This window comes from Paenibacillus thailandensis, from assembly GCF_042685365.1.
GTDB lineage: Bacteria > Bacillota > Bacilli > Paenibacillales > Paenibacillaceae > Paenibacillus_AP > Paenibacillus_AP thailandensis.
Map to the genome: position 1 here is coordinate 75,382 of NZ_JBHUMY010000016.1, position 24,858 is coordinate 100,239.

General features: G+C 55.2%; 25 protein-coding genes and 1 other RNA gene. All 26 read right to left on the reverse strand.

Annotated elements, in window-relative coordinates:
- Nucleotides 1–119: 119 nt before the first annotated feature.
- Nucleotides 120–524, reverse strand: an RNA gene (rnpB, locus tag ACFSW5_RS15335) — RNase P RNA component class A.
- 96 nt (nucleotides 525–620) lie between these two features.
- Nucleotides 621–1,742 carry a Nif3-like dinuclear metal center hexameric protein gene (locus tag ACFSW5_RS15340; RefSeq protein WP_379274727.1) on the reverse strand — a complete coding sequence of 374 codons (1,122 nt, stop codon included), beginning with the start codon at nucleotides 1,740–1,742 and terminating at the stop codon, nucleotides 621–623.
- Nucleotides 1,718–2,491, reverse strand: coding sequence for a tRNA (adenine(22)-N(1))-methyltransferase (locus ACFSW5_RS15345; protein ID WP_379274730.1), 774 nt, complete (start codon nucleotides 2,489–2,491; stop codon nucleotides 1,718–1,720). Before ACFSW5_RS15345 ends, ACFSW5_RS15340 begins: the two co-directional genes overlap by 25 nt.
- On the reverse strand, nucleotides 2,491–3,333 hold the full coding sequence (locus tag ACFSW5_RS15350; RefSeq protein ID WP_379274732.1) for a hypothetical protein: 843 nt from the start codon (nucleotides 3,331–3,333) through the stop codon (nucleotides 2,491–2,493). The genes ACFSW5_RS15345 and ACFSW5_RS15350 overlap by 1 nt, the downstream gene beginning before the upstream one ends.
- A gap of 118 nt (nucleotides 3,334–3,451) precedes the next feature.
- Entirely contained in the window at nucleotides 3,452–4,585 is a 1,134-nt protein-coding gene (rpoD, locus tag ACFSW5_RS15355) for an RNA polymerase sigma factor RpoD (protein ID WP_379274735.1), read from the reverse strand.
- Between the two features lie 18 nt (nucleotides 4,586–4,603).
- The gene (dnaG, locus tag ACFSW5_RS15360) at nucleotides 4,604–6,454 is read right to left on the reverse strand and encodes a DNA primase (protein WP_379274738.1); all 1,851 of its coding nucleotides are present in this window, start codon (nucleotides 6,452–6,454) and stop codon (nucleotides 4,604–4,606) included.
- A 44-nt stretch (nucleotides 6,455–6,498) separates the two neighbouring features.
- Complete coding sequence (locus ACFSW5_RS15365) at nucleotides 6,499–6,975, reverse strand: YaiI/YqxD family protein (protein WP_379274740.1); 477 nt, start codon at nucleotides 6,973–6,975, stop codon at nucleotides 6,499–6,501.
- Between the two features lie 87 nt (nucleotides 6,976–7,062).
- Nucleotides 7,063–7,878 carry a pyruvate, water dikinase regulatory protein gene (locus ACFSW5_RS15370; protein ID WP_379274743.1) on the reverse strand — a complete coding sequence of 272 codons (816 nt, stop codon included), beginning with the start codon at nucleotides 7,876–7,878 and terminating at the stop codon, nucleotides 7,063–7,065.
- A gap of 65 nt (nucleotides 7,879–7,943) precedes the next feature.
- Nucleotides 7,944–10,025 carry a glycine--tRNA ligase subunit beta gene (gene glyS / locus ACFSW5_RS15375; protein WP_379274746.1) on the reverse strand — a complete coding sequence of 694 codons (2,082 nt, stop codon included), beginning with the start codon at nucleotides 10,023–10,025 and terminating at the stop codon, nucleotides 7,944–7,946.
- A complete protein-coding gene (gene glyQ / locus ACFSW5_RS15380) occupies nucleotides 10,018–10,905 on the reverse strand; it encodes a glycine--tRNA ligase subunit alpha (RefSeq protein ID WP_379275170.1) in 888 nt (295 codons plus the stop codon). The genes glyS and glyQ overlap by 8 nt, the downstream gene beginning before the upstream one ends.
- Before the next feature lie 479 nt (nucleotides 10,906–11,384).
- Nucleotides 11,385–12,134, reverse strand: a complete 750-nt coding sequence (gene recO, locus ACFSW5_RS15385; RefSeq protein ID WP_379274749.1) for a DNA repair protein RecO — start codon at nucleotides 12,132–12,134, stop codon at nucleotides 11,385–11,387.
- Nucleotides 12,135–12,165: 31 nt separating this feature from the next.
- A complete protein-coding gene (locus ACFSW5_RS15390; RefSeq protein WP_379274751.1) occupies nucleotides 12,166–12,327 on the reverse strand; it encodes a YqzL family protein in 162 nt (53 codons plus the stop codon).
- Between the two features lie 95 nt (nucleotides 12,328–12,422).
- Entirely contained in the window at nucleotides 12,423–13,322 is a 900-nt protein-coding gene (era, locus tag ACFSW5_RS15395) for a GTPase Era (RefSeq protein ID WP_379274753.1), read from the reverse strand.
- A 12-nt stretch (nucleotides 13,323–13,334) separates the two neighbouring features.
- Nucleotides 13,335–13,769 carry a cytidine deaminase gene (gene cdd / locus ACFSW5_RS15400; RefSeq protein WP_379274756.1) on the reverse strand — a complete coding sequence of 145 codons (435 nt, stop codon included), beginning with the start codon at nucleotides 13,767–13,769 and terminating at the stop codon, nucleotides 13,335–13,337.
- Between the two features lie 92 nt (nucleotides 13,770–13,861).
- Nucleotides 13,862–14,221, reverse strand: a complete 360-nt coding sequence (locus ACFSW5_RS15405; RefSeq protein WP_379274758.1) for a diacylglycerol kinase family protein — start codon at nucleotides 14,219–14,221, stop codon at nucleotides 13,862–13,864.
- On the reverse strand, nucleotides 14,221–14,718 hold the full coding sequence (gene ybeY, locus ACFSW5_RS15410; protein WP_379274762.1) for an rRNA maturation RNase YbeY: 498 nt from the start codon (nucleotides 14,716–14,718) through the stop codon (nucleotides 14,221–14,223). The genes ACFSW5_RS15405 and ybeY overlap by 1 nt, the downstream gene beginning before the upstream one ends.
- Nucleotides 14,715–16,955 (reverse strand): HD family phosphohydrolase, encoded by a 2,241-nt coding sequence (locus ACFSW5_RS15415; protein ID WP_379274764.1) that lies wholly within the window; start codon nucleotides 16,953–16,955, stop codon nucleotides 14,715–14,717. The genes ybeY and ACFSW5_RS15415 overlap by 4 nt, the downstream gene beginning before the upstream one ends.
- 17 nt (nucleotides 16,956–16,972) lie before the next feature.
- Nucleotides 16,973–17,947, reverse strand: a complete 975-nt coding sequence (locus ACFSW5_RS15420; protein WP_379274766.1) for a PhoH family protein — start codon at nucleotides 17,945–17,947, stop codon at nucleotides 16,973–16,975.
- A gap of 3 nt (nucleotides 17,948–17,950) precedes the next feature.
- Nucleotides 17,951–19,138 (reverse strand): sporulation protein YqfD, encoded by a 1,188-nt coding sequence (yqfD, locus tag ACFSW5_RS15425; RefSeq protein ID WP_379275173.1) that lies wholly within the window; start codon nucleotides 19,136–19,138, stop codon nucleotides 17,951–17,953.
- Nucleotides 19,139–19,327: 189 nt separating this feature from the next.
- On the reverse strand, nucleotides 19,328–19,603 hold the full coding sequence (yqfC, locus tag ACFSW5_RS15430; protein WP_379274768.1) for a sporulation protein YqfC: 276 nt from the start codon (nucleotides 19,601–19,603) through the stop codon (nucleotides 19,328–19,330).
- A 648-nt stretch (nucleotides 19,604–20,251) separates the two neighbouring features.
- Nucleotides 20,252–20,707, reverse strand: coding sequence for a hypothetical protein (locus tag ACFSW5_RS15435; protein ID WP_379274770.1), 456 nt, complete (start codon nucleotides 20,705–20,707; stop codon nucleotides 20,252–20,254).
- 33 nt (nucleotides 20,708–20,740) lie between these two features.
- Nucleotides 20,741–21,757, reverse strand: a complete 1,017-nt coding sequence (floA, locus tag ACFSW5_RS15440; RefSeq protein ID WP_379274773.1) for a flotillin-like protein FloA — start codon at nucleotides 21,755–21,757, stop codon at nucleotides 20,741–20,743.
- An 18-nt stretch (nucleotides 21,758–21,775) separates the two neighbouring features.
- The gene (locus tag ACFSW5_RS15445) at nucleotides 21,776–23,161 is read right to left on the reverse strand and encodes an NfeD family protein (RefSeq protein WP_379275175.1); all 1,386 of its coding nucleotides are present in this window, start codon (nucleotides 23,159–23,161) and stop codon (nucleotides 21,776–21,778) included.
- Nucleotides 23,162–23,653: 492 nt separating this feature from the next.
- Entirely contained in the window at nucleotides 23,654–24,097 is a 444-nt protein-coding gene (locus ACFSW5_RS15450) for a GatB/YqeY domain-containing protein (protein ID WP_379274774.1), read from the reverse strand.
- Nucleotides 24,098–24,112: 15 nt separating this feature from the next.
- Complete coding sequence (gene rpsU, locus ACFSW5_RS15455) at nucleotides 24,113–24,286, reverse strand: 30S ribosomal protein S21 (RefSeq protein ID WP_005547957.1); 174 nt, start codon at nucleotides 24,284–24,286, stop codon at nucleotides 24,113–24,115.
- Nucleotides 24,287–24,398: 112 nt separating this feature from the next.
- Complete coding sequence (locus ACFSW5_RS15460) at nucleotides 24,399–24,749, reverse strand: histidine triad nucleotide-binding protein (RefSeq protein ID WP_379274777.1); 351 nt, start codon at nucleotides 24,747–24,749, stop codon at nucleotides 24,399–24,401.
- Nucleotides 24,750–24,858 lie beyond the last annotated feature (109 nt).

Sequence of the window (24,858 nt, forward strand, 5' to 3'; positions counted from 1 at the left end):
CTGCCGAAGCAGATTAAGCGATAAGCGACCGGTCGCCAACCGCAAAAATAAAAAGCGCTCGAGAGCTTATAAGGCTCGCGAGCGCTTCTTTATGTTCATTCATCATGTACAGTGTCCGTGCGGAAAGTTTGCCATAAGCCGGGTTCTGTACTTGCGGCGGTTCGAACGGGAACGACCCTCCCGCCGATAAGCGACAATCATCTATCTAGGCCGTTTATTGCTAAACGGCTCAAGCGACACACCCGGACGCGCCTCGGGCAAAGGCTTCGCAATGAAGCGATGCATCCTCTCGGTCTTGCTCCAGATGGGGTTTACCAGGAATATAGTCACCCATACTCCTCGTGGTCTCTTACACCACGGTTCCACCCTTGCCTGATCCGGCGCGAAGCCGGCCATCGGCGGTCCATTTCTGTGGCACTATCCTTCAGCTCGCGCTGACTGGACGTTATCCAGCATCCTGCCCTATGGAGCCCGGACTTTCCTCTCGCGGCATCAAGGCCGCCAGCGATTGTCTGTCAAACTTTCCGATACCCGAAATATTATACTCGCATTTCATCCAAAGCTCAAGCCTAAAATGCATGCAATTGCTTCCAATCGGTTTGGAGCTCCGGCAATAAGCGTCATACGAAACGGAAAGGCTCCGTATTCACCGATGAGGCTTGCGCGGCCGTGCTATAATTCTTTTCCGCAAGACGGGCATTTAACCATTCGGCCACTTTCGCTTTCATGATTTTCTCCGCGTTGTGCCCCGGATCGATGATCGCGAATCCCGCTTCGACAGCGTCAACCGCCGTATGGTAATCGATATCGCCCGTAATCAGAACGTCGGCGCCGGCGAACATCGCGTGACGGACGTAACGGGCGCCAGATCCGCCAAGAACGGCGGCCTTGCGAATCATCCGGTCCTTGTGGCCGACGACGCGCAGCGCCGGCACGTCAAACGCTTGCTTGACCCGCTCGCACAGCTCGCCGAGCGTGACCGGCTCCGTCAGCTTGCCTACCCGGCCCAGTCCGAAGGAGCGGCCCTTCAGATCGACGGGATACAGATCGTAGGCGACCTCTTCGTACGGATGCGCCTTCAGCATCGCCTGAATCACTTTGCGGTGGATGCTGTGGGGAACAATCGTTTCGATACGGATCTCCTCGACCCGCTCCAGCTGACCCGGCTTGCCGATAAACGGATCGGTGCCTTCGCCGGGAAGAAAAGTGCCTTCGCCCGCCGTATTAAAGCTGCAGTGGCTGTAGCTGCCGATTTGTCCGGCTCCCGCACGGAATACGGCCTGCAGCACTTGCTCGTGATGCGGCCGGGGTACGAACACGGCCAGTTTATATAGCTTATCCGTATGAACCTCTTCCAGCGAATCGCGGCCGTCGGCCTGAATCCCGACGAGGTCGGCCATCCAATCGTTCATGCCGCCGTCCGCCGTATCCAGGTTCGTATGCGAAATGTAGACGGCGATGTCGTGCTTGATCAGCTTCTCGTACAGCCGTCCCGCCGGGGTAGACGTATCCAGCTTGGCAAGCGGCCGGTAGATGATCGCGTGATGCGCGATAATGAGATCGGCGCCGGCGGCTATCGCTTCGTCGGCGACCGCTTCCGTAACGTCAAGCGCGACCATGATCTTCTTCACTTCTTTGTTTAACGTTCCAAGCTGCAAGCCGATTTTATCGTTTTCGACCGCATAATGCTTGGGGGCGAGCTGCTCCATCAGCTGGATTACCGTTTGTCCGTTTGCAAACAACGCAATACCTCCTCGATCGCGGCGATTTCGCTTTTGAGCGCCGCAAGCTTTTTGCCGGCTTCGGGGAGCTCGGACTGCGAAAGCTGCTCCGCGATCCGGTTCATCTTTTTAAGCTCGGAATTCCACTTTTTAAAAAAGACTTCGTTGGGGGAACGCAGCAAATAAGGGCCCATCTTCATGACGACTGACGATAAAAGCGGTTCGGCAACTTGGGCTCCAAGCCATTCGCGGTCGTACAGCTTCCGTCCGTCCGGATGCGAACCTCCGTTTTTTGCCGCGTGCAATATTTCGTATATTTTCCCGTCTTCCTCCAATATGCGTTCCGCGAGTAAAGCGAACTCCCGGCGAAGCAGCCATTCCCTTACGAGCTCCTCCCCGATGTTCGGCTGAAGGACAAGCTCCTTTACGCCCTCCAGCTTCCCATCCCGATAGCCGGCTTCGAGAATGTCCCGCATCAAAGCGCCGCCCATGCCGGCGATCGTCACCGTATCCGTTTCGTTCGGCCCGATAACCGACAACCCGTCTCCTTGCCTGACGTCGATTCGCTGCGCGAGTCCAGCTGCGGCAACCTGCTTACGCGCCGCAAGAAGAGGACCTTGATTGAGCTCGCCTGCGATAGCCGACGGAGCTTTACCCGATTGTACGAGAAAAGCCGGCAGCAGCGCATGGTCGGAGCCGATATCCGCCACCCGGTTGCCGGGCGTAACGAATTCGGCGATCGCCTGCAGCCGGTTCGATAATTTCAACATTACGCAACCCACACCATCCATTGTTTTCGTAGATAAAACAGCAAGCCGCCTGCAACGCCGATTTTCGCCAGCAATTGAAGCTGAATCCATGCCGTTTCGCCCATAAATAACATTTGATACACTTCCGGCATAAACCATAACACGGCGCATGTTACGAACAACACTGCCGACACCGCCTTCGCGAAGCGGTGCATAAACCAGGTGGCCCACCCGAACAGCAAGCTGACCGGCAGCCAGAATAGCTGCGTTTCGTACCAAGCGGCTTCCGGCAAGTACCTGGCCAGAACCGTTGCATACACGAACGAGAGCGTTAGCCAACCGCACAGATGGACGATCGGTATGCGGGCCATAATGCCGTAGACGATCCAAAATACCGCACAGAGGAGGATCAGGCCGGTCTGATATCCCCATTCCTCCAGATTGTGGATCCCCAGCATGTAAGATCCGCCGCCCACCAAGACGAGCATGGCAATCCCGATCAAGCTAAGCCCCATCGCTTCCTGTCTCACCCGGATCCGTCGGCCCAGCCATAGCAAAGCCGCAACGGCAACGAGGACGACCGCTATTTGCAATACAGGATGAAAAGCGTTAAAATAAAGCACAACAAAGGAAATTAAGGTAAAAATTCCAATTGTAAACAACCATTGTTTGCCGGTAGCCTTCTGCACGGCGGACAACGCTTTGCCAAACGACAACGGAGACGACTCGTCCGTTGAAGCTTCCAGATCCTCCGGCTTGGCATACAAGTTGAACAGAAAATCACAATATTGCTCGGGCAGCAGCTTGTTCCGCCGCCAATGGGCAATTTCTCGTACAATGATTTGCCTGCGCTCTTCATTCATGGCTTTATCGTTTCCTTATCGCTTGATTTGATCAAACCTCTAACCACGGCCTTTTCGAGTGTTGCGGGAAACAAAAGACCTTTGCTGCAGACGCAGAAAGGTCCCTAATCGTACAGCTTTATTCAAGAAAATCTTTCAGCCGTTTGCTGCGGCTCGGATGGCGGAGCTTCCGGAGCGCTTTCGCTTCGATCTGGCGGATCCGCTCGCGCGTAACGCCAAATACTTTGCCAACTTCCTCAAGGGTGCGAGTCCTTCCGTCGTCCAAGCCAAAACGGAGTCTAAGAACGTTCTCCTCCCGCTCGGTCAACGTGTCCAGCACGTCCTCCAGCTGTTCCTTCAGCAGCTCGTATGCGGCCGCGTCCGCCGGCGCCAGCGCTTCCTGGTCTTCGATGAAGTCGCCAAGATGCGAATCGTCCTCTTCGCCGATCGGCGTTTCGAGAGAAACGGGCTCCTGTGCGATCTTCATGATCTCTCTTACTTTATCCGTGCTGAGCTCCATCTCTGCCGCGATTTCCTCCGGCGTTGGTTCGCGCCCGAGTTCCTGAAGCAGCTGCCTGGAAACGCGAATCAGCTTGTTGATCGTCTCGACCATATGAACCGGGATCCGAATCGTGCGCGCTTGGTCGGCAATCGCCCGCGTAATCGCTTGGCGAATCCACCAGGTGGCGTACGTGCTAAATTTAAACCCTTTGGATTGGTCAAACTTTTCAACCGCTTTAATCAGGCCCATGTTGCCCTCTTGAATCAAATCGAGGAACAGCATGCCGCGGCCGACATACCGTTTCGCGATGCTGACGACGAGCCGAAGATTCGCTTCCGCCAGACGGCGTTTCGCCTCTTCGTCGCCGTTCTCGATCCGTTTCGCCAGTTCTACCTCGTCATCCGCCGATAGGAGCGGCACGCGTCCGATTTCCTTCAAATACATTCGGACGGGGTCGTTAATTTTGATGCCGGGAGGCAGAGACAAGTCGTCATCAAAATTAAATTCGTCCGAATCCCGATCGGCGTCGTCGTTGCCCCCGCCAAGCGGGTTATTGTCGTCATCGTTTTCGTTTACCACTTCAATTCCCAAATCGTCCAGCTGTTCAAAAAACTCGTCGATTTGCTCCGGATCCTGATCGAACGGCGCCAGCTTCTCCATAATCTCTTTATAAGTTAAGGAGGACCTTTTTTTGCCTTGCTCAATTAATTGATCCTTCACCTGATCCAGCTTTTGTTCGGCATCCAGTTCTGTACGCTGATCATTCGCCATACTCCGACTCCCTCCTCCCTAGATCCGATCATCCGGTCGACCTTTTAGTTGTCTCTCTAGGGTTATAATCTCACTTGCAATTTGTGCCGCCAATATAATCTCTCCGGACCGTTCCGCCCGCATCATCTCTTCCCGTTTCCGTTCGATTTCCTTGTAACGCGGCACTTTTCGAATATCTTCGATATCCGCGGAAAGAATTTCTTCGTCGAAAGGAAAATCGCCGTTCATGAGAAGGATGGAAGCAGCCGTCCGTTCCAATCGTTCATCCTGCAATGTCGCGATAAACCGGCCGGCATCCGGATCAAAGCCCTGCGCGTAATAAGCGTATAAATAAGCAGCGAGCGCTGCATGATCCTCTATATTAAATGACTCTCCAAGCCGTTCATGAACGATCTGGGCAACATCCCGATCCTTCATCATGACATGAAGCAGCCGCCGTTCCACGTTGGCGTATGCGGGCAAAGGCATCGGCGCTCCTGTTGTACGGCGTTTTTCATTCCTACCATTATTCCACGAAATATCGTTATTATCCCTTTGGGGGCGCTTTTTTTGCAGCTCCTCCCTCATTTGAAACGAATCCTGCTTCAACGTCTGGAGATCGATATCGAATTCGCGGGACAATTCTTGAAGGTATACTTCCCTTTCGATGGACGAATCGAGCTCCGCTACGATGCGCACCGCCTCGAGAAGATAGTTCTTCCTTCCCTCTTCTGTTAGCAGTATATGGTTTTTTCTTGAATATATAAGCTTAAATTTTGTAGCGGACACAGGTTGACCGATCGCTTCGCGCACAAACGCCTCAGGACCGTATTCGCCGATATATTCGTCGGGGTCTTTGCCCTTCGGCAGCATGGACACCATTACCTTCAGCCCGGCTTTCTCCAGCATGGCGATCGACTTCAGCGCGGCGGATTGTCCGGCGTCGTCGCCATCGTAACAAACGATCACTTCGTTCGCTTGGCGGGCAAGCACCTGACAATGTTCGTCCGTCAATGCCGTGCCCATCGTCGCTACGCCGTTATGAATCCCTGCGTACCATGCTTTAATGACGTCCATATACCCTTCGAATAAAACAACCTGTTTCGTTTTGCGGATAGAGGGCCTCGCTTGGTGCAAATTGTACAATGTGCGGCTTTTGGCAAACAGCTTCGTTTCCGGCGAATTCAAATATTTCGGCTGTCCCTCTCCGATTACCCGTCCGGCGAAAGCGGTCGCTTTGCCGTCCCGGTCGCGGATCGGAAACATAATTCGGCTGCGGAACCGGTCCACGTAGCCGCTCCCGTCGTTTTTTGCCGAAAGCAGTCCCGCCCTTTCAAGGAGCGAAGGATCGAATTGCCTAGCCGTCAAAAAACGGGCCAGCGTATCCCATTGCGGCGGAGCGTAACCGATCATAAACTGATCGATCAGCTTGTCGCTTACCCCTCTTTCCCGCAAATAACGGAGAGCCTCGGCACCATGCGTCGTATTCATGAGCAAATAATGATACCATTTCGCCGACAGCTCGTGGGCTTCGACCATCTTCAAACGCTCCGTCTCCGCCTCGGACCGCCTGCCGCCTTCCGAATCGGACCAAGTGACGGGAATGCCCGCTTCCTCGGCCAATACGCGCACCGCTTCGGGAAACGAATAGCCTTCGATCTCTTCGATGAAACGGATCACGTTGCCGGTCTTGCCGCAGCCGTAGCAATGGAAAATTTGAAGCTCCGGCGTGACCGTAAAGGAAGGCGTCTTCTCGGAATGAAAAGGACACAAGCCTTTCATGTACTTGCCGTTCTTCGTAAGATGAACGTATTTTCCGACCGTCTCGACGATGTCATGCTTGCGTCTGACCGCTTCAATGACCTCTTCCGGTATTCTGCCGTTTGTCAATCGTTCATCACCTTCTATGAGCTTTGCCTGGCAGCGTCTAATAATTATTCGCTGTTTTTCACGCTTCTCCTGCTCGGATCCAAAAGTTTTGTCAGGTTTTGTTGAAATCGTTCCCTGTCACCAGACCCCATTGCCTTCGGTCCTTTAGTCCTGCCCCCGGCACGCCGTCTTTTTGCATGCTCGTGGCGGCGTTCGAGCATATAGCCGATCGCCTCCTGCGTGTACAATTCGCCGCGCGGGGACAGCACTTCGGCTCCTTTGGAAAGCGCGAGTGTTGCGAGCCCCAAATCTTGCGTCACGACGATATCGTTCTTGCCGACCAGATTGGCGATATACAAATCGACCGCATCGCGGCCCGGGTCGATTTGCACGACCTGCACGCCTTCCGAGGAATGAAGCCGGTGATCGTAGGAGGAAACCATAACGACGGGCACGCCGAAAGCCCGCCCCGTCTCGGCAATTTCCGCCTTGACCGGACAAGCGTCGCCGTCCACGACAATCGACCGTTCCTTCCGCATCATGTCCGATCACGCTCGATTCTGTACGAATACTATAATATACGCCAAGCCGGCATAAAATCCTTCCGCCCCCGGCTATCCGCTCGGCGGTCAGCCGGAGCGGATATAGCTCATGATCAGGCTGGCCGTTTCTTCCACGGCCCGGTGCGACACGTCAATGACATGGCAGCCGAGACGGTCCATGATCGACTCGGCGTATTTCAGCTCGCTTAAAATGCGGTTTTCCGTCGCATAAGCGGCATTGTCGGGCAGCCCTAATGCCTTAAGCCTTTCCTTGCGGATAATATTCAGATAAGGAACCCCGATCGTGAGGCCGATAATTTTATTGCTCGGAATGCGGAACAATTCTTCCGGCGGCTTGATTTCCGGCACCAGCGGAACGTTCGCCACCTTGTACTTCTGATGGGCCAAGTACATGGAGAGCGGCGTTTTGGAGGTGCGGGACACGCCGATCAGAACGATATCGGCCTTCAGCACGCCCGAAGAATCTTTGGCGTCGTCGTAACGAACCGCAAACTCGACCGCCTCCACTTTGCGGAAATAATCTTCGTCCAGTACGTGATTAAGACCGGGCTCGTCCCGGGATTTGCGTCCCGTCTGCTTCTCGAGGCTTTCGATCAGCGGCCCGAGCAGGTCGATCGCCGTAACGCCGTTTGCATCCGCCAGCCGCCGCATATTTTCTCTAAGCTCGGGAATGACGAGCGTGTACAGAATGATGCCGTTATGCTCCTTGGCTTGGCGGATGACCTGCTCCAGCGCGGGCTTATCGGTAATAAAAGGCGCCCTGCGAATGCTCGTATGAACCGGATGAAACTGGGCGACGGCCGCCCGTACGACCAGCTCCCCCGTATCGCCCGCGGCATCCGAAGCGACGTAAATCGTAATGTCCGGAACTGTAGGATACATCGGCATCTCCTCCCGTTCTTCTTTCGCGAAGACTGACGAAGACGAATGGCGCTCGTATTAACGCGTTACCAGACCAGCTTCGAGAAATCGGCGATGCGCGTAATATCCCCCGCTATCGCCTTAAGCGCCGCAAGACGGTTGGCCCGCACCTTCTCATCCTCCGCCATGACCATAACGGCGTCGAAGTAAGCGTTGATCGGCTCCTTCAACCCTGCCAATATCGCCAGCGCGCCTTTGACGTCGCCTTCCTCCAGCGATTTGCCGGCGCCTTCGTGCGCCTTCTGCCACGCTTCGTAGAGATCATGCTCCGCGCGCTCGGCGAATAGCGAAGGATCGACGGTCGAAGTCGTCGCTTTGGCCGCCAGATTGCATACGCGCGTAAACGCGTCTACCGCCGGTTTCGCCTCAGCGCGCTGATCCCCCGACGTCCAGCCGTTAACGGCAAGCGCGCGCTCCACCGTCAGAAGCAAATCGTCGAAGCCGGAAGCCATAACGGCGTCCACAACGTCGTAACGGTTCGCTTGCTCGGTTAATACATTTTTTACCCGTAGAGCGAAGAAATCATTCAAGTCTTTGCGAATTTCGTCCGCGGAGCGCTTCATATTCCGCTGTTCGTGGACGGCAAGCGAAGCGTCGAACAGCTCCGTCAATCCGGCCTTCAGCCCGTGCGCCAGCATAATTTGCACAATGCCCGACGCTTGGCGGCGCAGCGCGTAAGGATCCTGCGAGCCCGTCGGCACGATGCCGATCGAGAAGCAGCCGACAATCGTATCGATTTTGTCAGCCAGGCTTACGATCGCCCCCGTCAGAGAGGCGGGCGCCCGGTCGCCTGCATGCCGCGGCTGGTAATGCTCGTTGATCGCCCGCGCTACGATCTCTTTCTCGCCGGCTTTCCGCGCGTAATCTTCACCCATGATGCCCTGCAGCTCCGGGAATTCGTATACCATCTGGGTAACGAGATCGAACTTGCAAATGTCCGCCGTACGGCTCACCGCTTCGGCCGTTTCCTTGTCCGCTCCAAGCAAGGCGGCGATGGAATCGGCCGTATGCCGAACGCGGCGCACCTTGTCGGCCACCGTGCCGAGCTCTTCATGATACACGATCGACTCCAGCTTAGCCAGCGCGTCCCCGATTTTCAATTTCTGGTCTTCGGCATAGAAAAACTTCGCGTCCGACAAACGCGCCCGGAGCACTTTCTCGTTGCCTTTGGCGACAACGTCGATCGACGTGCGGTCGCCGTTTCGCACCGTTACGAAATAAGGCTGAAGCTCGCCTTTCTGGTCCAGCACCGGGAAGTAGCGCTGATGCTCGCGCATCGACGTAATGAGCACCTCCTGCGGGATATGCAGGAACGATTCGTCGAAGGTGCCGAACAAGACGTTCGGATACTCGACAAGGAACAATACTTCCTCCAGCAAATCTTCCTTGATCGCGATGTCCCAGCCCCGTTCTTCGGCCAGCGCCTTAATCTGGGACACGATCAGCCGCTCTCGCTCTTCAACGTCTACGATGACGTGCTGGTCGCGGAGACGCTCCTTGTATTCCGCCGGCGACGCCACGACGGTCTCGGATCCCAGGAAGCGATGACCGCGCGACACGTTGCCGCTTTGTACTCCGGCCAGCTCCAGCGGCACGATATCCGTTCCGAACAAAGCGACCAGCCAGCGGATCGGACGGACGAAGCGGAGCTCGTGGCTGCCCCATCGCATGTTTTTCGGAAAGGTCATCGACGTTATAATATTCGTCAGCCCTTCCGTCAATACGTCCGCCGTATGCGTTCCGACACTGCTTTTATTCGCATAGACGTATTCGACCCCGGCCAGCTCCTGAAAATACAGCTGCGAAGGCTCCACGCCCTGGCTTTTCGCGAAGCCTAACGCCGCTTTCGTCCATTCGCCGTTTTCGTTCTGGGCGATTTTGCGGGAAGGTCCCTTCACTTGTTCGCTCACGTCCGCCTGCTTCTCCTCGACCGCCTCGACTAGCACCGACAGGCGGCGCGGCGTGGCGTAAGCGTGTACGGCTCCGAACCCGATCCGGGAATCCGTCAGCCATTTCTCCGTTTTATCCTTCAGCTGGTTCATGGCCGCGCGCACGAAACGGGCGGGCACTTCCTCCAGACCGATTTCCAGCAGCAAATCTTTAGCCATTCAGCTCAACCCCTTTCTTCAGCAGCGGGAAGCCGAGGCGTTCCCTCTCCTCAAGGAACGTCGCCGCGCATTCTCTCGCCAGATTGCGCACCCGCATAATATAGCCCGTCCTCTCCGTGACGCTGATCGCTCCGCGGGCGTCCAGCAGGTTGAACGTGTGCGAGCATTTCAGCACGTAATCGTACGCCGGGAACACAAGCTTCGCCTCAAGCGACTTCTTCGCTTCCTCCTCGTACATGCTGAACAGCGAGAACAGCATCGAAGCGTCCGAAACTTCAAACGTATATTTGGAATGCTCGTATTCGGGCTGCAAAAACACGTCTCCGTACGTGACGCCGTCCACCCATTCCAGATCGTATACGTTCTCCTTCTGTTGAATGTAAGAAGCAAGCCGCTCCATGCCGTACGTAATTTCGACGGCGACCGGATTCATGTCGATGCCCCCGACCTGCTGGAAATACGTAAACTGCGTAATTTCCATGCCGTCCAGCCATACTTCCCAGCCGAGACCCCATGCTCCAAGCGTCGGCGACTCCCAGTTGTCCTCGACGAACCGGATATCGTGATGATTCGCGTCGATCCCGAGACGCTTCAAGCTTTCCAGATAAAGCTCCTGAATATTGTCCGGCGACGGCTTCAGAATGACCTGGAATTGATGGTGCTGGTACAGCCGGTTCGGATTTTCGCCGTAACGTCCGTCCGCCGGGCGGCGGGAAGGCTCGACGTAAGCGACGTTCCACGGCTCGGGGCCGATCGAACGAAGAAACGTCATCGGGTTCATCGTACCCGCGCCTTTCTCTACATCGTAGGGCTGGACGAGAATACAATTCTGCTCGGCCCAAAATTGCTGCAGTGTAATGATCATGCCTTGAAAATTCAACACTGTGCTTCGCTCCTTTTTCTCATGTTCCTCTTGCAACAATCGCGGCAGCGTGCGAAAGGGGCGGACCCGCGAGGCGGGAACAAAAAGGCCCCCGTCTCTACGCCTGCTGCCAGACGTAGGGACGAGAGCCGGTGCTCCCGCGGTTCCACCCTACTTGGTTCTCCGCACCGCAGCCTGCGGCGGCTTTAGCGACCGCGACCCGGCTAACGTACCAGAAAACCCGCTTTGGTTCGATACGGCTCGGGAGCGCCATGTTCGCGCGAGATGGTCCTCCGGGCTTTCACCGTCCCCGGCTCGCTATGTCGGCCTTCTCTCGCGTTACTTTCTCCGTCATTGCCCGTTTATTCACTATTAGAACATTTTAATCATCCAATATCGTTTTGTCAAACTTCTGTTGAAACCTATCGCCGCCGGAATGAAAATAAGCCTCCGTTCAAAGACGGAGGGCTCTCGTTTTGCGCTTGTAGGTTATATATCTATGTAAGCTTGTCCAATTGATCCAAAAAAGACTGCGACTTCAGCTTTAATCCAAGCTGTTCGTCCATCAGCTTCCGCATGGCCAGCTTCAGCTCCGCTTTCGTTTCCGGCTTGACTTCGATGGAGCCGAGCCTTCGCAAATCCATGCGGCGAAACAGCCTCAGCAGCTTGTAGGCGGGATCGCTTAGACGGATCGCACCCGGGTCGCCGGCCGAGCAGCGTATGCATAAAGCGCCTCCCATATGGGCGCTAATCCGGAACGGGCCTTCCGGATTGCCGCAATTGACGCAAGCGTCAAGCCCCGGCGCGTATCCCGCCGCCTCCAGAATGCGCATCTCGTACAGATGAGTCACGATCTGCGGATCTTTGCCCAGCACATACCCGTTCAGGCAAGCCTTCAGCTGCTCGAACAAAAAACCGCCCGCTTCGTCTTCCTGAAGCGCGCGGTCCGTCAGCTCGGCAACGTATGACGCATAAGCCGCCTGATCGAGATTTTCCCGCAGCGTATGGTAAGATTCGTAAATTTCGCCGGCATTCAGCGAACCGAGCCCGCCGTTCGGCCCGCGAAAAAACACGAATTCGCCATACGTAAAAGGCTGAGCCAAAGAACCGAATCTGCTTTTCACTTTTTTGGCGCCCTTCACGAGCACGCCGGCCTTGCCGCTTGAATTCGTCAGCAGCGTGACGATTTTGTTGCTTTCCCCATAGTCCATGCTGCGAATGACGATTCCTTCCACGCGATAAAGCATGTTAAAGTTCCTCTCCCTTGCCTGCCGCGCTTTACTCCGCTACGGCCGCGGCATCCTCCGGTTCCGAACCCGCGTCCGCCTCGTTAAGCGATTCGGGAAACGAGGCGGACCTGATCCGATCCACCTCTTTGTAAAGCAAAAATGATTCCACATCCCCCGTTAACGTAAAATACTTCCACGAAAAATTCCGCATCGTATTCATCCTTTCGCCTCGGAGTACTGACGAAAGTTAGGATGCGATATTGGGGGATGCGTTATCCTTGTCAAAATCTTTCAGCGGCTTAGCCCTCATTCGTGGCGGAATCCGAGATCCTTCAGCACATGCTCCTGATTGCGCCAATCCTTTTTCACTTTTACCCACAGCTCCAGAAACGTTCTGGATCCGAGAAGCGCTTCGATATCCGCTCTGGCCAGCTTTCCGACTTCCTTCAGAAGCGAACCTTTTTTGCCGATAATGATCCCCTTCTGCGAGTCCCGTTCCACATAGATGACCGCGCCGATATAGACGACGCCGTTCTCCTGCACGCGCATGTCTTCGATTTGAACGGCGATGGAATGCGGCACTTCTTCCCGGGTCAAGTGAAGAATTTTTTCCCGGATCAGCTCGGCGCAGACGAACTGCTCCGGATGGTCCGTTACCTGATCGGCCGGATAATATTGCGGTCCTTCCGGCAAATAACGGATGAGCTGCTGCAGCAGCGTTTCCACATTGTTGCCGTTAAGCGCCGAGATCGGAATGATTTCGGCGAAGCTGTACAGCTCTTTATATTCGGCGATAATCGGCAGCAGCTTCTCCGGCTCGATTTTGTCGATTTTATTCAAGACGAGGAACACCGGAGTTTTCACTTTTTTCAAGTGCTCGATGATAAATCGGTCCCCGCCGCCGATGCCTTCGGACACGTCGACGAGAAACAGCGCCGCCTCCACTTCCTTCAGCGCGCTGTCCGCCGCTTTAAACATATAATCGCCAAGCTTGGACTGCGGCTTATGGATGCCCGGCGTATCCAGAAATACGATCTGGGCGTCGTCCGTCGTATATACGCCGTGAATTTTATTGCGCGTCGTTTGCGGCTTATCGGACATGATGGCGATTTTCTGGCCGATCAGATGGTTCATGAGCGTCGATTTGCCCACGTTCGGCCTGCCGATAATGGCCACAAATCCGGAGCGGAATTTCGTTTGATTCATAGCTGTAATGATTTACCCCTCTTTCTCAAGTGAAGAAGACGTGAACGCTCCCGGCAGCAGCTCGCTGACCGTCGAGGCGCTCCACTCTCCTTGTAGGTTGCCCATAATGACAGGCATATCGTGCGGGCATAGCTCTACCAGCACCTGGCGGCATACGCCGCACGGCGCAATCGGGCCTTCCGTATCGCCGATCACGGCGATCGCGCGAAATTGCCCCGGGCGCTTGCCGTCGGCGACGGCACGGAACAATGCGGTCCGTTCCGCGCAGTTGCTTGGGCCGTACGCGGCGTTCTCCACGTTGCAGCCGTAATGGACAGTGCCGTCCGTATCCAGCAGAGCGGCTCCCACCCGAAAATGCGAATAAGGCACATAAGCCCGGCCCATCGCTTCTTTCGCGGCATTCAACAACTCCCGATATTGCTCTTCCAACCCGTTATACATATCCATCTCCCGCCTCTTTCGTTCGTGACAAAACGTAACGCCTTGCGGCTAATCCGCGGAAAAAGCTGTGCCGGAGTTGCCGAAGAAGGGACTGCGGTTTAAAAAATCAGCTCCCACAAAGGCGGCCCCAGAATAATCAAACCGACAGCCGCAGCCGCAACCGCCAGAACCAATACGGCGCCTGCGGCCGTATCCTTGGCGGCTTTCGCCAGCGGATGGACGGCGGGGCTGGCCAAGTCGACGGCCTTCTCGATCGCCGTATTGATTAGCTCGGCCGCGATAACCCCGGCCATCGTAAGCAAAAGCAGCGCCCACTCCAGCAGGCCGATCCGCACAATCAGACCGACCGCGGCGGCAACGGCCGCAGCCGACAAGTGAAAGCGCATATGACGCTGCGTGCGCAATCCGTACGCTACTCCTTCGCACGCATAGCGGAAACTCCGGCCGAAACGTTTCATTATCGGGTCAGTCCCGCTTTTTGAAGAACCGCTTCCTGCTTCGCGAACATTTCTTTTTCGCTTTGCTCGTCCTGATGGTCGTAGCCGATCAAGTGAAGAAAACCGTGCACGAACAGGAATCCGATCTCGCGTTCCAGCGAATGGCCGTATTCTTCGCTTTGCTGTACCGCCTTGTCCACGGAAATAATAATGTCGCCCAGCATGCCCGATATCGGATCCAGCTCGTCTTCATGCTCGACTTCAAAAATAATGTCGAGTTCTTCCGTTCCGTCGTCAAGCATTGCAAACGACAAGACGTCGGTCGGCAGGTCGATGCCGCGGTATTCCTTGTTCAGCCGATGTATTTGTTCATTGTCGACGAAGGTGAGAGTAACCTCTCCGTCGTGCAGCCCCTCCGCTTCGCCGGCCAGCTGCAGCAGCTGCTCCAGCTTCGCGATCCAGTCCGCGGGAATTTCAATTTTCTCCTGTTCATTGCTCCAATCGAGCCGCAAGCTCATGCCAAACGCTCCTTTGACTTGTCTTCTTCCGGATACTCGATCCGGGAGTGGAATATGCCGATCACGCTCTCCTTCAGCGACTGGGCGATTTGCTCCAGCTCCTTCATCGTCAAATCGCACTCGTTCAGCTGATTGTCGTCCAGCCGGCTTTTAATGATTTTTTGGATCAGCGAATCGATCTGATCGACCGTCGGATTGCGCAAGCTCCGGACGGCAGCCTCCACGCTGTCTGCGATGCCGACGATCGCCGCTTCCTTGGACTGGGCTTTCGGCCCCGGGTAACGGAAGTCGTCCAGCGTAAAGTTAACCTCCCGGCCTTGCTCCTCCGCCTGTTTCTTGGCCTTATGGTAAAAATAATAGAGGCTTGTCGTTCCGTGATGCTGCTCGGCAATATCCCGGATCGGCTTCGGCATATTGTAGGCCTTCAGCATTTCGACGCCGTCTCTCGCATGCGCGATAATGATCGATTTGCTCAGCTTCGGATCGATCGAGTCATGCGGGTTTTCGATGTTCGATTGATTTTCGATAAAATAGTTCGGCCGTTTCGTCTTCCCGATATCGTGATAAAACGAGCCGACCCGGCACAGCAGCCCGTCCGCTCCGATCGCCTCGGCGGCCGCTTCGGACAAATTCCCGACCATGACGCTGTGGTGGTACGTGCCCGGCGTCTCCGTCAGCAGCTTGCGCAGCAGCGGATGATTCGGATTCGACAGCTCGACCAGCTTAAGCGCCGACAGGATGCCGAACGTCACCTCGAAGAACGGCATCAAGCCGATGACGAGAATGGCCGTTATAAGGCCGTTCGCGAAGGCGAACGCCGTTGAATAAATTAATGTCGTCTGCTCCAGATTATCCTTAAGGAAAAAGAGGGATAGCACCGACAACACGCCGAACAGGCTGGCCATAATGCCCGCTTTCAAAATGGTCGAGCGCTGGCTCGCGCGGTGGATCGAAAAAACGGCGGCAAACGACATCGCCAAAATGACATATCCGTAGCTGTAATCAAACAGCTGGTTCGTCCCGCTGTTCAGCACGATGCTTCCGTACAAGGCAAAAACGACCGAGCTGACGACGGCCAAATGAAGGTCGAGCAGCAGCGTAATCAGCATCGCCCCAAGCGCCGCCGGCGCCAGAAAGCCGACGTAAAACGCCTTGTCGGTTTGCAGGACGGCGATAATTTGGATGACCAGCATATTAATAAAATAAATGAGCCAGAGCATAAGCAGCTGAGCGTTGTTATATTTCGACTTCCGGTCCGCCCGCCCTTGGTCCACGAAGCTGAACACCCCGAGGATGAGAAGCGCAGACAGCATAAACAGCCCCAGCTGCGGCCAATAATTTTTTTTGTCCTGCAGCAGCGACGAATCCGAAAGCAGCTCGTATATTTCCGGGGTAATAGTCTCGCCCTTCTGCACGATCACGTCGCCTTCGTTGTACACGACGGGCGGCGTATCCTGCTTCGCTTGCGCCTTCGCCTCGTCCGTCGCTTCCTTGTCGAGAAACTTGTTCGGCATGATCGCAAACCTGGCAAGCTCCTGCACGATTTCGCGGCCGGTCCGGCTGCTGATCGAGCTGGCGTTCACCAGCTCCGCAACTCTCATCCGGGCCGTTTCCGCCTCGCGCAGCTGGTCGCCCATCAGCTTGCGCACCACTTCTTGCGCAACGTCGCGCATTTCCGCGATTTCATCCGCCGACAGGTTCGGTATTTTGTAGAACGTTTCCTCGGGAATCGTATACTCCTGCTCCTTGACGACCGTCTTCATCTCTTCCATCAACGTAGCGCTGTACGTGCCGTTCCCCGTGTTCGTCTTTGCGAAATTGTCGACGTACGACGCGTATTTTCGCGGAATTTCGTTCCGGTAAATGTCGATTTTGTTTTGAACGGTGACCTGGTCGTCCTGGTTCAATTGCTCGATCCGGTCGAAAATTTGGACGATCAAGCTTTCGCTGCGCAAGGCGACGGTCGAATAAACGTTTTCGATTTTATCCGCCGCCTCTTCCTGGGCTTTCAGAGTCCCTTTTACGTCTTCGATCGGGCGGGGAGCGACGATGTTTTTCTCGCTGACGTCGCCTTGCTTGATATCGTAAGTTTCCGGCAGGACGGTCGGAGCCAGACTGAAGTAGAACGACAGCACAAACAGCAACAAGAGCCCCCACCGAACGGCTGCGCTCTGCTTCCAACCCGCCGCGGAGGACGGTTTAAAGCTTCCTTGTTTACCGGATTGTTTGTAGTTCATGCAGCGGACATTCCTCTCTAAGCTTTGTTTTCAGCGTCCACGTTATAGGCCATGACGATTTTCTGCACCAGCGAATGTCTTACGACGTCTGACTCGGAGAAATAAATAAAACCGATTTCGCTAATAGATTTAAGCACGCGTTGCGCTTCGATCAGCCCGGAATTTTTGCCGCGGGGCAGGTCGATCTGGGTGACGTCGCCCGTAATGACCATCTTCGAGCCGAAGCCGAGACGCGTCAGGAACATCTTCATCTGCTCCGGCGTCGTGTTCTGCGCTTCGTCCAATATAATAAACGAATCGTCAAGCGTCCGTCCGCGCATATAAGCGAGCGGAGCGACTTCGATAATGCCGCGCTCGACCAGCTTGCCCGTCTGGTCGGGGCCGAGCACGTCGTGAAGCGCATCGTACAAAGGGCGCAGGTAAGGATCGACCTTCTCCTGCAGGTCGCCGGGAAGGAAGCCCAGGTTTTCGCCGGCTTCAACGGCCGGACGCGTCAGCAGGATCCGCTTGACCCGGTTTTCCTTTAATGCGGCCACCGCAAGCACGACGGCCAAATACGTTTTGCCCGTTCCGGCCGGACCGATGCCGAAGACGATATCGTGCTTCTGAATCGTTTTGACGTAATGGCGCTGCCCGATCGTTTTGACCCGAACCGGCTTGCCTTTGTACGTCGTCGTAATTTCCGCCTTAAACAAGTCGAGCAATTCTTCGGCCTGCATCTTGCGGGCCAGCTCCAGGGCGTACGCCATATCCCGTTCCGTCGGCGAATAGCCGCCCCGGACGAGCTTCAGCATCACCGAATAAAACTGCTCCAGCGCCTCCACCTCGGCGGCGTCGCCGCTGATGACGATCTCCGCCTCGCGCGAAGCGATGCGGGCTTCCGTCTGGTCTTGCACCAATCGTAAAAAACGGTCCTGCGGCCCGAATACCGCAAGCCCTTCTGCTGCGTTTCCTAGCGGGATTTTAACTGTTTTCGCTTCAATCTGCAACAAACCTCAATCTCCTTGTACATGGACTAAAGGCATCTCTTCTATGATTGATTGCTCCACTTCAAAAAGAACTTTCATATAAACTTTACCATTGTCCGTCTTTTCATGCAAAATTATTTCGTCCCGCACGACGGCGTCGGCGCCCGCTTTAACCGTCAATTCCGCCTTCGCCTGCAGCAGGCCGACCTCTCTTGCTTCTTCGGCGGTCAGCTTCCGCTCTTCCTGCACCACTTCCATCACCGTCTCCTTCATCCTTCCGATCGGGAGCTTCCAATCGCGCCAGCCGGCCTGCTCCTCCGTTCGAATCGCCTCCGAAAGTTCGAACGCGCTTTTCCCGAAGCCGCTCACCTGCAGCATTCTCGAGCCGATAACGGCATACCACTTCGTTTCCTTTTCGCCGGTGTACACTTTATACGTTTGCGTCAGCGGCGAGACGATATTGTATTCGTACCAGACCAGTCCGCGCACGGTTCCCTTCGCCACGACGGTTTGCGTATTTTCGCCCGCGCCGATGGTGCCGGAGATAAGCGTCTGGCCCCGTTTGACCCGCTGATTTTTGCTGACGACGGCGCGTCCCTTCTCCGCCAAAATTTGCGTTACGACCGCATCCGCCGAAGCGACGAGGTGCCGCGGCGTATTCAGCTCCGGCTTTTGCTCCTGCGTCGTTTCCACGACTTTGATAATGACGCGCGTCCCTTCCTTCTCGACGCCGACCCACGCCGCATCCGGCAGCTTGCCCGCCAGCCGCTTCGCCAATACGTCGGTTTGAGCGAGCCGGAACGACCATTGCATCGGATAAAGCCCTTCTTCCTTCGCCGCCTGCTCGATCTGCTCGTCCGTTATCCGTTTGTTGCCCGAAATTTCGACCGACCATACGAGGGAAGAAAGCAAATAGATAATAACGAAAAACAAAAACATCCCCGCCGCAAAAAACTTCCGTTTGCCGGCCCGCGCCATCCAAAAGGGCAGTCCCGCCCGCTTGACGACATGAACGCGGCAGCCCGTCTTTCGCAAATACGGCCGCAATCGAAAAAAATCGCCGACAGACAGATCGAAAGCCATGCTTCCGCCGCTCGTCCAGCGTATATTCCACAGCTCCAAGCCTCCGGCCAGCGCGCGGTTTACCAATTGCTCCGGCTCTTCCCCGCGAATATGCACGGAAACGACACCTTTCGTCCACTGCATCCATTGCATGCTCAATGCCCGTCCCTCTTTTCGCTATAAGATAAACCTCGTTACGCGGGCTTGACACGCAAGTTAAGCAACCGCGCTCAGAGGCAGGTTTTGGATCCGATCGGTATAGCTATAGCAAACCCAAATTGGGCTAAGCTGTCCCTCCGGGCTTGTCCGGTTAAAGCCGGAAGCAGCCCATCCGGCTTCCACTCATTTCAATTCGATGTTTTTGATGGTCCCTTCTATGAACACTTCCTCCGTCCAGATCGTCCGGATGACCAGATCCGCCCCCGTCACTTCCAATACCCCGTTGCTTAAGGCAAGCGTCAGTTTCTCTTCGGAGAAGCGGATAACGCCACGGTGATTTTCGATATAGAGCTGCCGGTCGCCGATCATCGTCAATCTCGGAAGGTCGTACATCACATCCTGCGGCATATCCAGCAGGTCGGCGGTCCATTTGCGCAGCTTTCGATTTATGCGGCCCATTTGCTCCTTCGTCCCTCCCGCCCGGCTTATGCGAAAAGCTCATGTACAAGCAGAAACGATTCGTCGCCTTGCCCAAAGTCAAACCGTTTCATGCAGAAACACAACGGTCCTTTATTTCAAACTATGCGCACGCCGGCCGAAATAGAAGGCGATGCGGCGGATGGAAGCTTTCTTTTTCCGTGCCGACCGCAGGTACGGGAGTTATTTTTGCGCGAGCGGCAGCTCGAACGTTAGGCATCCGGCTTTGGCTGCAGGACAAGCGGGGACAGATCGAACGGAACATGGAAGATGAGTGAGCAGTAGGCAGCAAGCGGAGCTTTGTCCGTTAGGACAAGCAGGGGTCGGCTCGAACGGATCATGGAAGAAAAGCAGCAGGCAGGGAGGAAATAGAGCTTTGTCCGTTAGGACAAGCGGCTTGTTCTCGTATGCAGCATCGTGGAGCGATGGAGCCGTTAAGCAACTCCCAAAGGCAATACGTAATGTAAGAGGCAGGAAAGAAAGCTTTGTCCGTTAGGACAACGCGGGGTTAGCACCCGGGATTGCCGAAGACGGCCGCGGTGCAGTGACGCCAATTTGGGATGTCCAGAGGGGCAATCCCCTTGGAGCCCCCTCCTTATGGAGGGGGTGGGGGGTGGTTTATAAAAACAGTTATTTGCGGTACATTCGTTTCGCTTTTGGCGGGCCTAACACTTCGGCCCATATAACGGCGCGGCGGAGGTCGCTTGCGTTTGCCGGCAGCGCCGATCCGTCGGGAGAAACCTCACGTACCGCCTCCGCCCTGCGGTTATCGGGCGTTTGAGGCCCGATTGGCGCCGTATGGCGAACCGGTACGGCAGCCAGAGCGGGACTCGCCCATTCTTCTTCGCTTTCATCCCGGCGTTCGACGGGCGTGTAAACCGGCTTTGGCTGTGCCTCTGCCGTCGTATGTGCCTTGCGGACAGGCGCTTCCGCCGGCTTCCCGGCATGGCCGCCGCCAAAATCCGGCATACGGCGGGGCCGCTCTTTCGAGGTGCCCGGCAAGCCCAGCAGCTTGGCAATGACCCCAAGCGCGATCACGACGAATACGATATTGTCCAGCAAAAACTCAATGATGACGTTCCACAAGCCCGGCACCTCCGTTCCTTCTTCATCTTACGGTCAGGACCGGCCGCCATGGCCGGGATCCGAAGATCCCGGAGAATCCGCCGCCTCGGGCTTGCCGATCGCATTGCGCATTTGCGTGTCCGCTTCGATATTTTTCAAATTCATATAATCCATAACGCCGATTTTGCCCGATTTCAGCGCTTCGGCCATCGCAAGCGGAACCTGCGACTCGGATTCCACGACAAGCGCGCGCATCTCCACGACTCTCGCCTTCATCTCCTGCTCTTGGGCGACCGCCATCGCGCGGCGCTCCTCCGCTTTCGCCTGGGCGATCCGCTTATCCGCTTCGGCCTGCTCGGTTTGCAGATGAGCGCCGATGTTTTTGCCTACGTCTACGTCGGCGATATCGATCGACAATATTTCGAACGCGGTTCCGGCATCCAGCCCTTTGCCAAGCACGGTCCGGGAAATAAGATCCGGGTTTTCCAACACGTCCTTATGGGAATTCGACGAGCCTACGGTCGTGACGATCCCTTCGCCTACGCGGGCAATAATCGTTTCTTCTCCGGCGCCGCCGACGAGTCTTTCGATATTGGCGCGAACCGTTACCCGCGCCTTAACCTTCACTTCGATGCCGTCTTTTGCCACGGCCGCCACGATCGGCGTCTCGATGACGCGCGGGTTAACGCTCATCTGCACGGCCTGCAGCACGTCGCGGCCGGCAAGATCGATTGCGGCCGCTCTTTCGAACACGAGCGGAATATTGGCCCGCTGCGCCGCAATAAGCGCGTTGACGACGCGGTCGACGTTGCCGCCGGCCAGAAAGTGGCTTTCCAATTGATTGATCGTCAGTCCCAAGCCCGCTTTGGTCGCTTTGATCATCGGATTGACGATCCGGCTCGGCACAACCCGGCGCAAGCGCATCGCTACAAGCGTAATGATGCCGATGCGGACGCCGGAAGCGAGCGCGGATATCCAAAGCATTAGCGGGAAGAAGCTTAGAAATACGGAGATGACAATTATAGCGAGAACGACGATAATAACTGCCGATACGATCGGATCCAACGGCATAGCAGTACCCCTTTCGATTTAACTACTTATATTCTTTTTCTTTTCCTCGACAAAAACCCATGTACCTTCCGCTTTCGTGACGACAATGAGCGCGCCTTGCTCGATGTACGATCCCGAGGTGACGACGTCGACCCTCTTGTCGCCGATAAGTGCGGTTCCGGCAGGCCTTAAGGCGGTCAACGCCACCCCTTCCAAACCGATGAGGGACGTTTTGGCTTCGGCCGGCACGTACCCTTCCTCGGTCGAAAGCTTGTCGCGCAATATAAATTTGTTCCATATGCCGCGGTGCTTATATTTTTTGAACGATACGGCCAAGATGGCGGCCGATACCAGCAACGCGACGGCAAGCGAAACGAGTGCCGTCCACGGGTCCGAAGCGGCCGTCAAGACGCCTGCGATAAGCGATACGCTTCCGAGAATGCCGAGCACCCCGAAACTCGGCACGAATATTTCAAGCAACAGCATGACAAGCCCCAGCACGAACAGCGCCACCGATTCCATGCCGGCGAATCCGGCAACGTAATGCCCGAAGAAATAAAGGCCAAAAGCCAAAACGCCGATAATGCCCGGAACGCCGAAGCCGGGAACGAACAGCTCCATCATAATGCCCGCAATACCCAAAATAAGCAGCACGGTCATCACGTAAGGGTTGACGAGATAACGGGCCAGCTGCTCAGCGGGCGAGAGCTCCATTACGATTTGCTGCCTTCCCTCCAAACCGAGCCATTGCAGCGTCTCGTCGACTGAACCGGCGATATGTTCGGCGTAGCCTGTTTTCGCCGCTTCGTCCGCGGACAAAGTTAAAATTTCCCCGGCTTTTTTCGACTTTCCGATGCTGTCCAGCTCAAGAGCCGTATCCGGATTTACCATCGCCGCGGCGATGGCCGGATCGCGGCCGTTCAGCTTTGCCGCTTCCATCATCGTCTGCGTCCAGAAAGATACGGTCTTCGGGTTGTCGATCAGATCTCCGGAGCCGTTGACGACCGCCGCGGCGCCGATCGTGCTGCCGGGTTCCATTACAATCTGATCGGCATTCAGCGCGATGTAAGTCCCTGCCGAGACGGCTTTGCCTTCGATGAAGGCCGTTGTCGGAACGCTGCTCTTGCGAACCAGTTCCCCGATTTCCTCCGCGCTTGTCACGGCGCCCCCGAACGTGTTCATAACGAGAACGATCCGCTCGGCCTTCGCTTCCTCCGCTTCCTTGAACGCTCTTTCCAGAAAAGACTGCAAGCCGGATTCTACGGTATGCTTGACCGGAACGATATACACGGCGGGTCCGGCTTCGGCCGCCTGCTCCGCGCGAGCCGTCTCAGCCCGAAGCAAGCCCGCTCCGCCATAGCTTGCAAGGCCGGCCATCACCGCAAGCAACGACAAGAACGCCGCCGCTTTGCGCCATTGTCGCACAAGCAAAAAGAAGCCCCTCCTTTAATGTATGCCTATGGATTATTACGCAGAGATCGGATGTTAGGTTTCGCCGAGCCGCCGCTTGCCGCCGAAACACCGGCGGCTCTTTCGCTTCGACGGAATATTCTTCTTTCAACATTATGAGAATGGAAGCGGATTCATTATGAAAAAAACTTTTGCCCGACACTTCGAGGCGATGAACCCGACGCGCTGAAAAGACGATTTCCATGCCGTTAAAATTAAGAAACACCCCTTTTTATGCAAAAAGGGGTGTTTATGTTCAAATATAAGGGGTTATAAGCTAGCTCTTATAATTCACCTTACATTTCTAGCCGAAACCGTCTGTCCTTCGATAAAGACCAGAAGATCGTTTCGGCTTGAAAGATAAGAATTTATAAGCAATCTCTCTTATAAATAGGCTTATCTTTCGCCGAGAAACGGTTCGTCCTTTGTATAGGACGATGTAGCCGTTTCCGGACAGATCTCTCTTGTTTATTGCAGAAATTGTTGAACCAATTGATTTACTAGTTTACCGTCAGCGCGCCCTTTGACTTTCGGCAAAAGAGCGCCCATAACTTTCCCCATCTCGGCTTTGGAAGAAGCACCGAGTTCCTGGATCGTCTGCGTTACTATCGCTTTAATCTCTTCTTCGCTCAGCTGTGCGGGAAGGTATTGACTAATAATTTCAATTTCTGCTCTAAGAGCTGTTACCAGGTCATCACGGCCGGCTTTCTCAAATTCTTGGAGGGAATCTTTACGTTGTTTGATTTCACGACTTAAGATATCAAGCACTTCATTATCGTCCAGAGGACGCTTCAAATCAATCTCCAAGTTTTTTATAGACGCGCGAACCATGCGGATCGTAGCCAACTTGAACTTGTCCTGATTCTTCATGGCTTGCTTCATATCGTCGTTCAATCGTTCGCTAAGGTTCATTATGGAAGGATCCTCCTAAAACTTTCTCTTGCGCGCAGCCTCGGACTTTTTCTTGCGCTTGACACTTGGCTTCTCATAATGCTTGCGTTTCTTAACTTCCGCCAGCACGCCATCTTTGGCAATGGAACGCTTAAAGCGGCGAAGCGCTGCATCAATAGTCTCGTTTTTGCGAACTTTCGTTTCAGACACCAGTTTTCCCTCCCTCCGAAACAGACCGTCCAGAGCATTAAAGCATAAACACGGTTTATCAAACTACATTATATGTTAAATGGAATAACAAAGTCAACTTCGCTTGTCCGCTTTACTTCTCCGCCAGCAAAGGACCGAGCGGTTTGCCTCCCAGCAAGTGGAAATGAAGGTGGAACACCACTTGCCCGCTATCCTTGTTGACGTTGTTAATGAGCCGGTAGCCGGACTCCGCGACGCCTTCCTCCTTGGCGATCTGGCGGGCGGCGGCGAACAGGTCGGCCATCGTTTGATCGTCTTCCGGGCCGACGTCGTTCATGGTCGGAATATGCTTTTTCGGGATGATGAGAATATGTACGGGAGCGGCCGGCTGAATATCGCGAAAAGCGAGGACGGTGTCCGTTTCGTATACCTTTTGCGAAGGAATTGTCCCTTCAATAATTTGGCAAAATATGCAATTTGACATAATGGGCTATGCCTCCCTATTTTTTGGTTCGATGCTTTAATGATACCGAATTTGCCGCGGCTCGTCCAATCGGCCACGGAGATCGGGGACGGCGGGTATGAAGCGAAGG

What these genes read in the sequence shown, in the direction of transcription:
- floA (WP_379274773.1), bottom strand. Translation starts at nt 21,757, where the DNA reads ATGCCGTTGGATCCGATCGTATCGGCAGTTATTATCGTCGTTCTCGCT.
- ACFSW5_RS15365 (WP_379274740.1), bottom strand. Translation starts at nt 6,975, where the DNA reads ATGATGCGGAAGGAACGGTCGATTGTCGTGGACGGCGACGCTTGTCCG.
- ACFSW5_RS15350 (WP_379274732.1), bottom strand. Translation starts at nt 3,333, where the DNA reads ATGAATGAAGAGCGCAGGCAAATCATTGTACGAGAAATTGCCCATTGG.
- rpoD (WP_379274735.1), bottom strand. Translation starts at nt 4,585, where the DNA reads ATGGCGAATGATCAGCGTACAGAACTGGATGCCGAACAAAAGCTGGAT.
- yqfD (WP_379275173.1), bottom strand. Translation starts at nt 19,138, where the DNA reads ATGCAATGGATGCAGTGGACGAAAGGTGTCGTTTCCGTGCATATTCGC.
- ybeY (WP_379274762.1), bottom strand. Translation starts at nt 14,718, where the DNA reads ATGAGCTTGCGGCTCGATTGGAGCAATGAACAGGAGAAAATTGAAATT.
- recO (WP_379274749.1), bottom strand. Translation starts at nt 12,134, where the DNA reads ATGCTTTATCGCGTGGAAGGAATCGTCATTCGCAGCATGGACTATGGG.
- ACFSW5_RS15405 (WP_379274758.1), bottom strand. Translation starts at nt 14,221, where the DNA reads ATGAAACGTTTCGGCCGGAGTTTCCGCTATGCGTGCGAAGGAGTAGCG.
- ACFSW5_RS15460 (WP_379274777.1), bottom strand. Translation starts at nt 24,749, where the DNA reads ATGTCAAATTGCATATTTTGCCAAATTATTGAAGGGACAATTCCTTCG.
- yqfC (WP_379274768.1), bottom strand. Translation starts at nt 19,603, where the DNA reads ATGGGCCGCATAAATCGAAAGCTGCGCAAATGGACCGCCGACCTGCTG.
- ACFSW5_RS15345 (WP_379274730.1), bottom strand. Translation starts at nt 2,491, where the DNA reads ATGTTGAAATTATCGAACCGGCTGCAGGCGATCGCCGAATTCGTTACG.
- cdd (WP_379274756.1), bottom strand. Translation starts at nt 13,769, where the DNA reads ATGGATATGTATAACGGGTTGGAAGAGCAATATCGGGAGTTGTTGAAT.
- ACFSW5_RS15390 (WP_379274751.1), bottom strand. Translation starts at nt 12,327, where the DNA reads ATGCGGAATTTTTCGTGGAAGTATTTTACGTTAACGGGGGATGTGGAA.
- glyS (WP_379274746.1), bottom strand. Translation starts at nt 10,025, where the DNA reads ATGGCTAAAGATTTGCTGCTGGAAATCGGTCTGGAGGAAGTGCCCGCC.
- ACFSW5_RS15415 (WP_379274764.1), bottom strand. Translation starts at nt 16,955, where the DNA reads ATGAACTACAAACAATCCGGTAAACAAGGAAGCTTTAAACCGTCCTCC.
- ACFSW5_RS15370 (WP_379274743.1), bottom strand. Translation starts at nt 7,878, where the DNA reads ATGTATCCTACAGTTCCGGACATTACGATTTACGTCGCTTCGGATGCC.
- ACFSW5_RS15450 (WP_379274774.1), bottom strand. Translation starts at nt 24,097, where the DNA reads ATGAACCTTAGCGAACGATTGAACGACGATATGAAGCAAGCCATGAAG.
- era (WP_379274753.1), bottom strand. Translation starts at nt 13,322, where the DNA reads ATGAATCAAACGAAATTCCGCTCCGGATTTGTGGCCATTATCGGCAGG.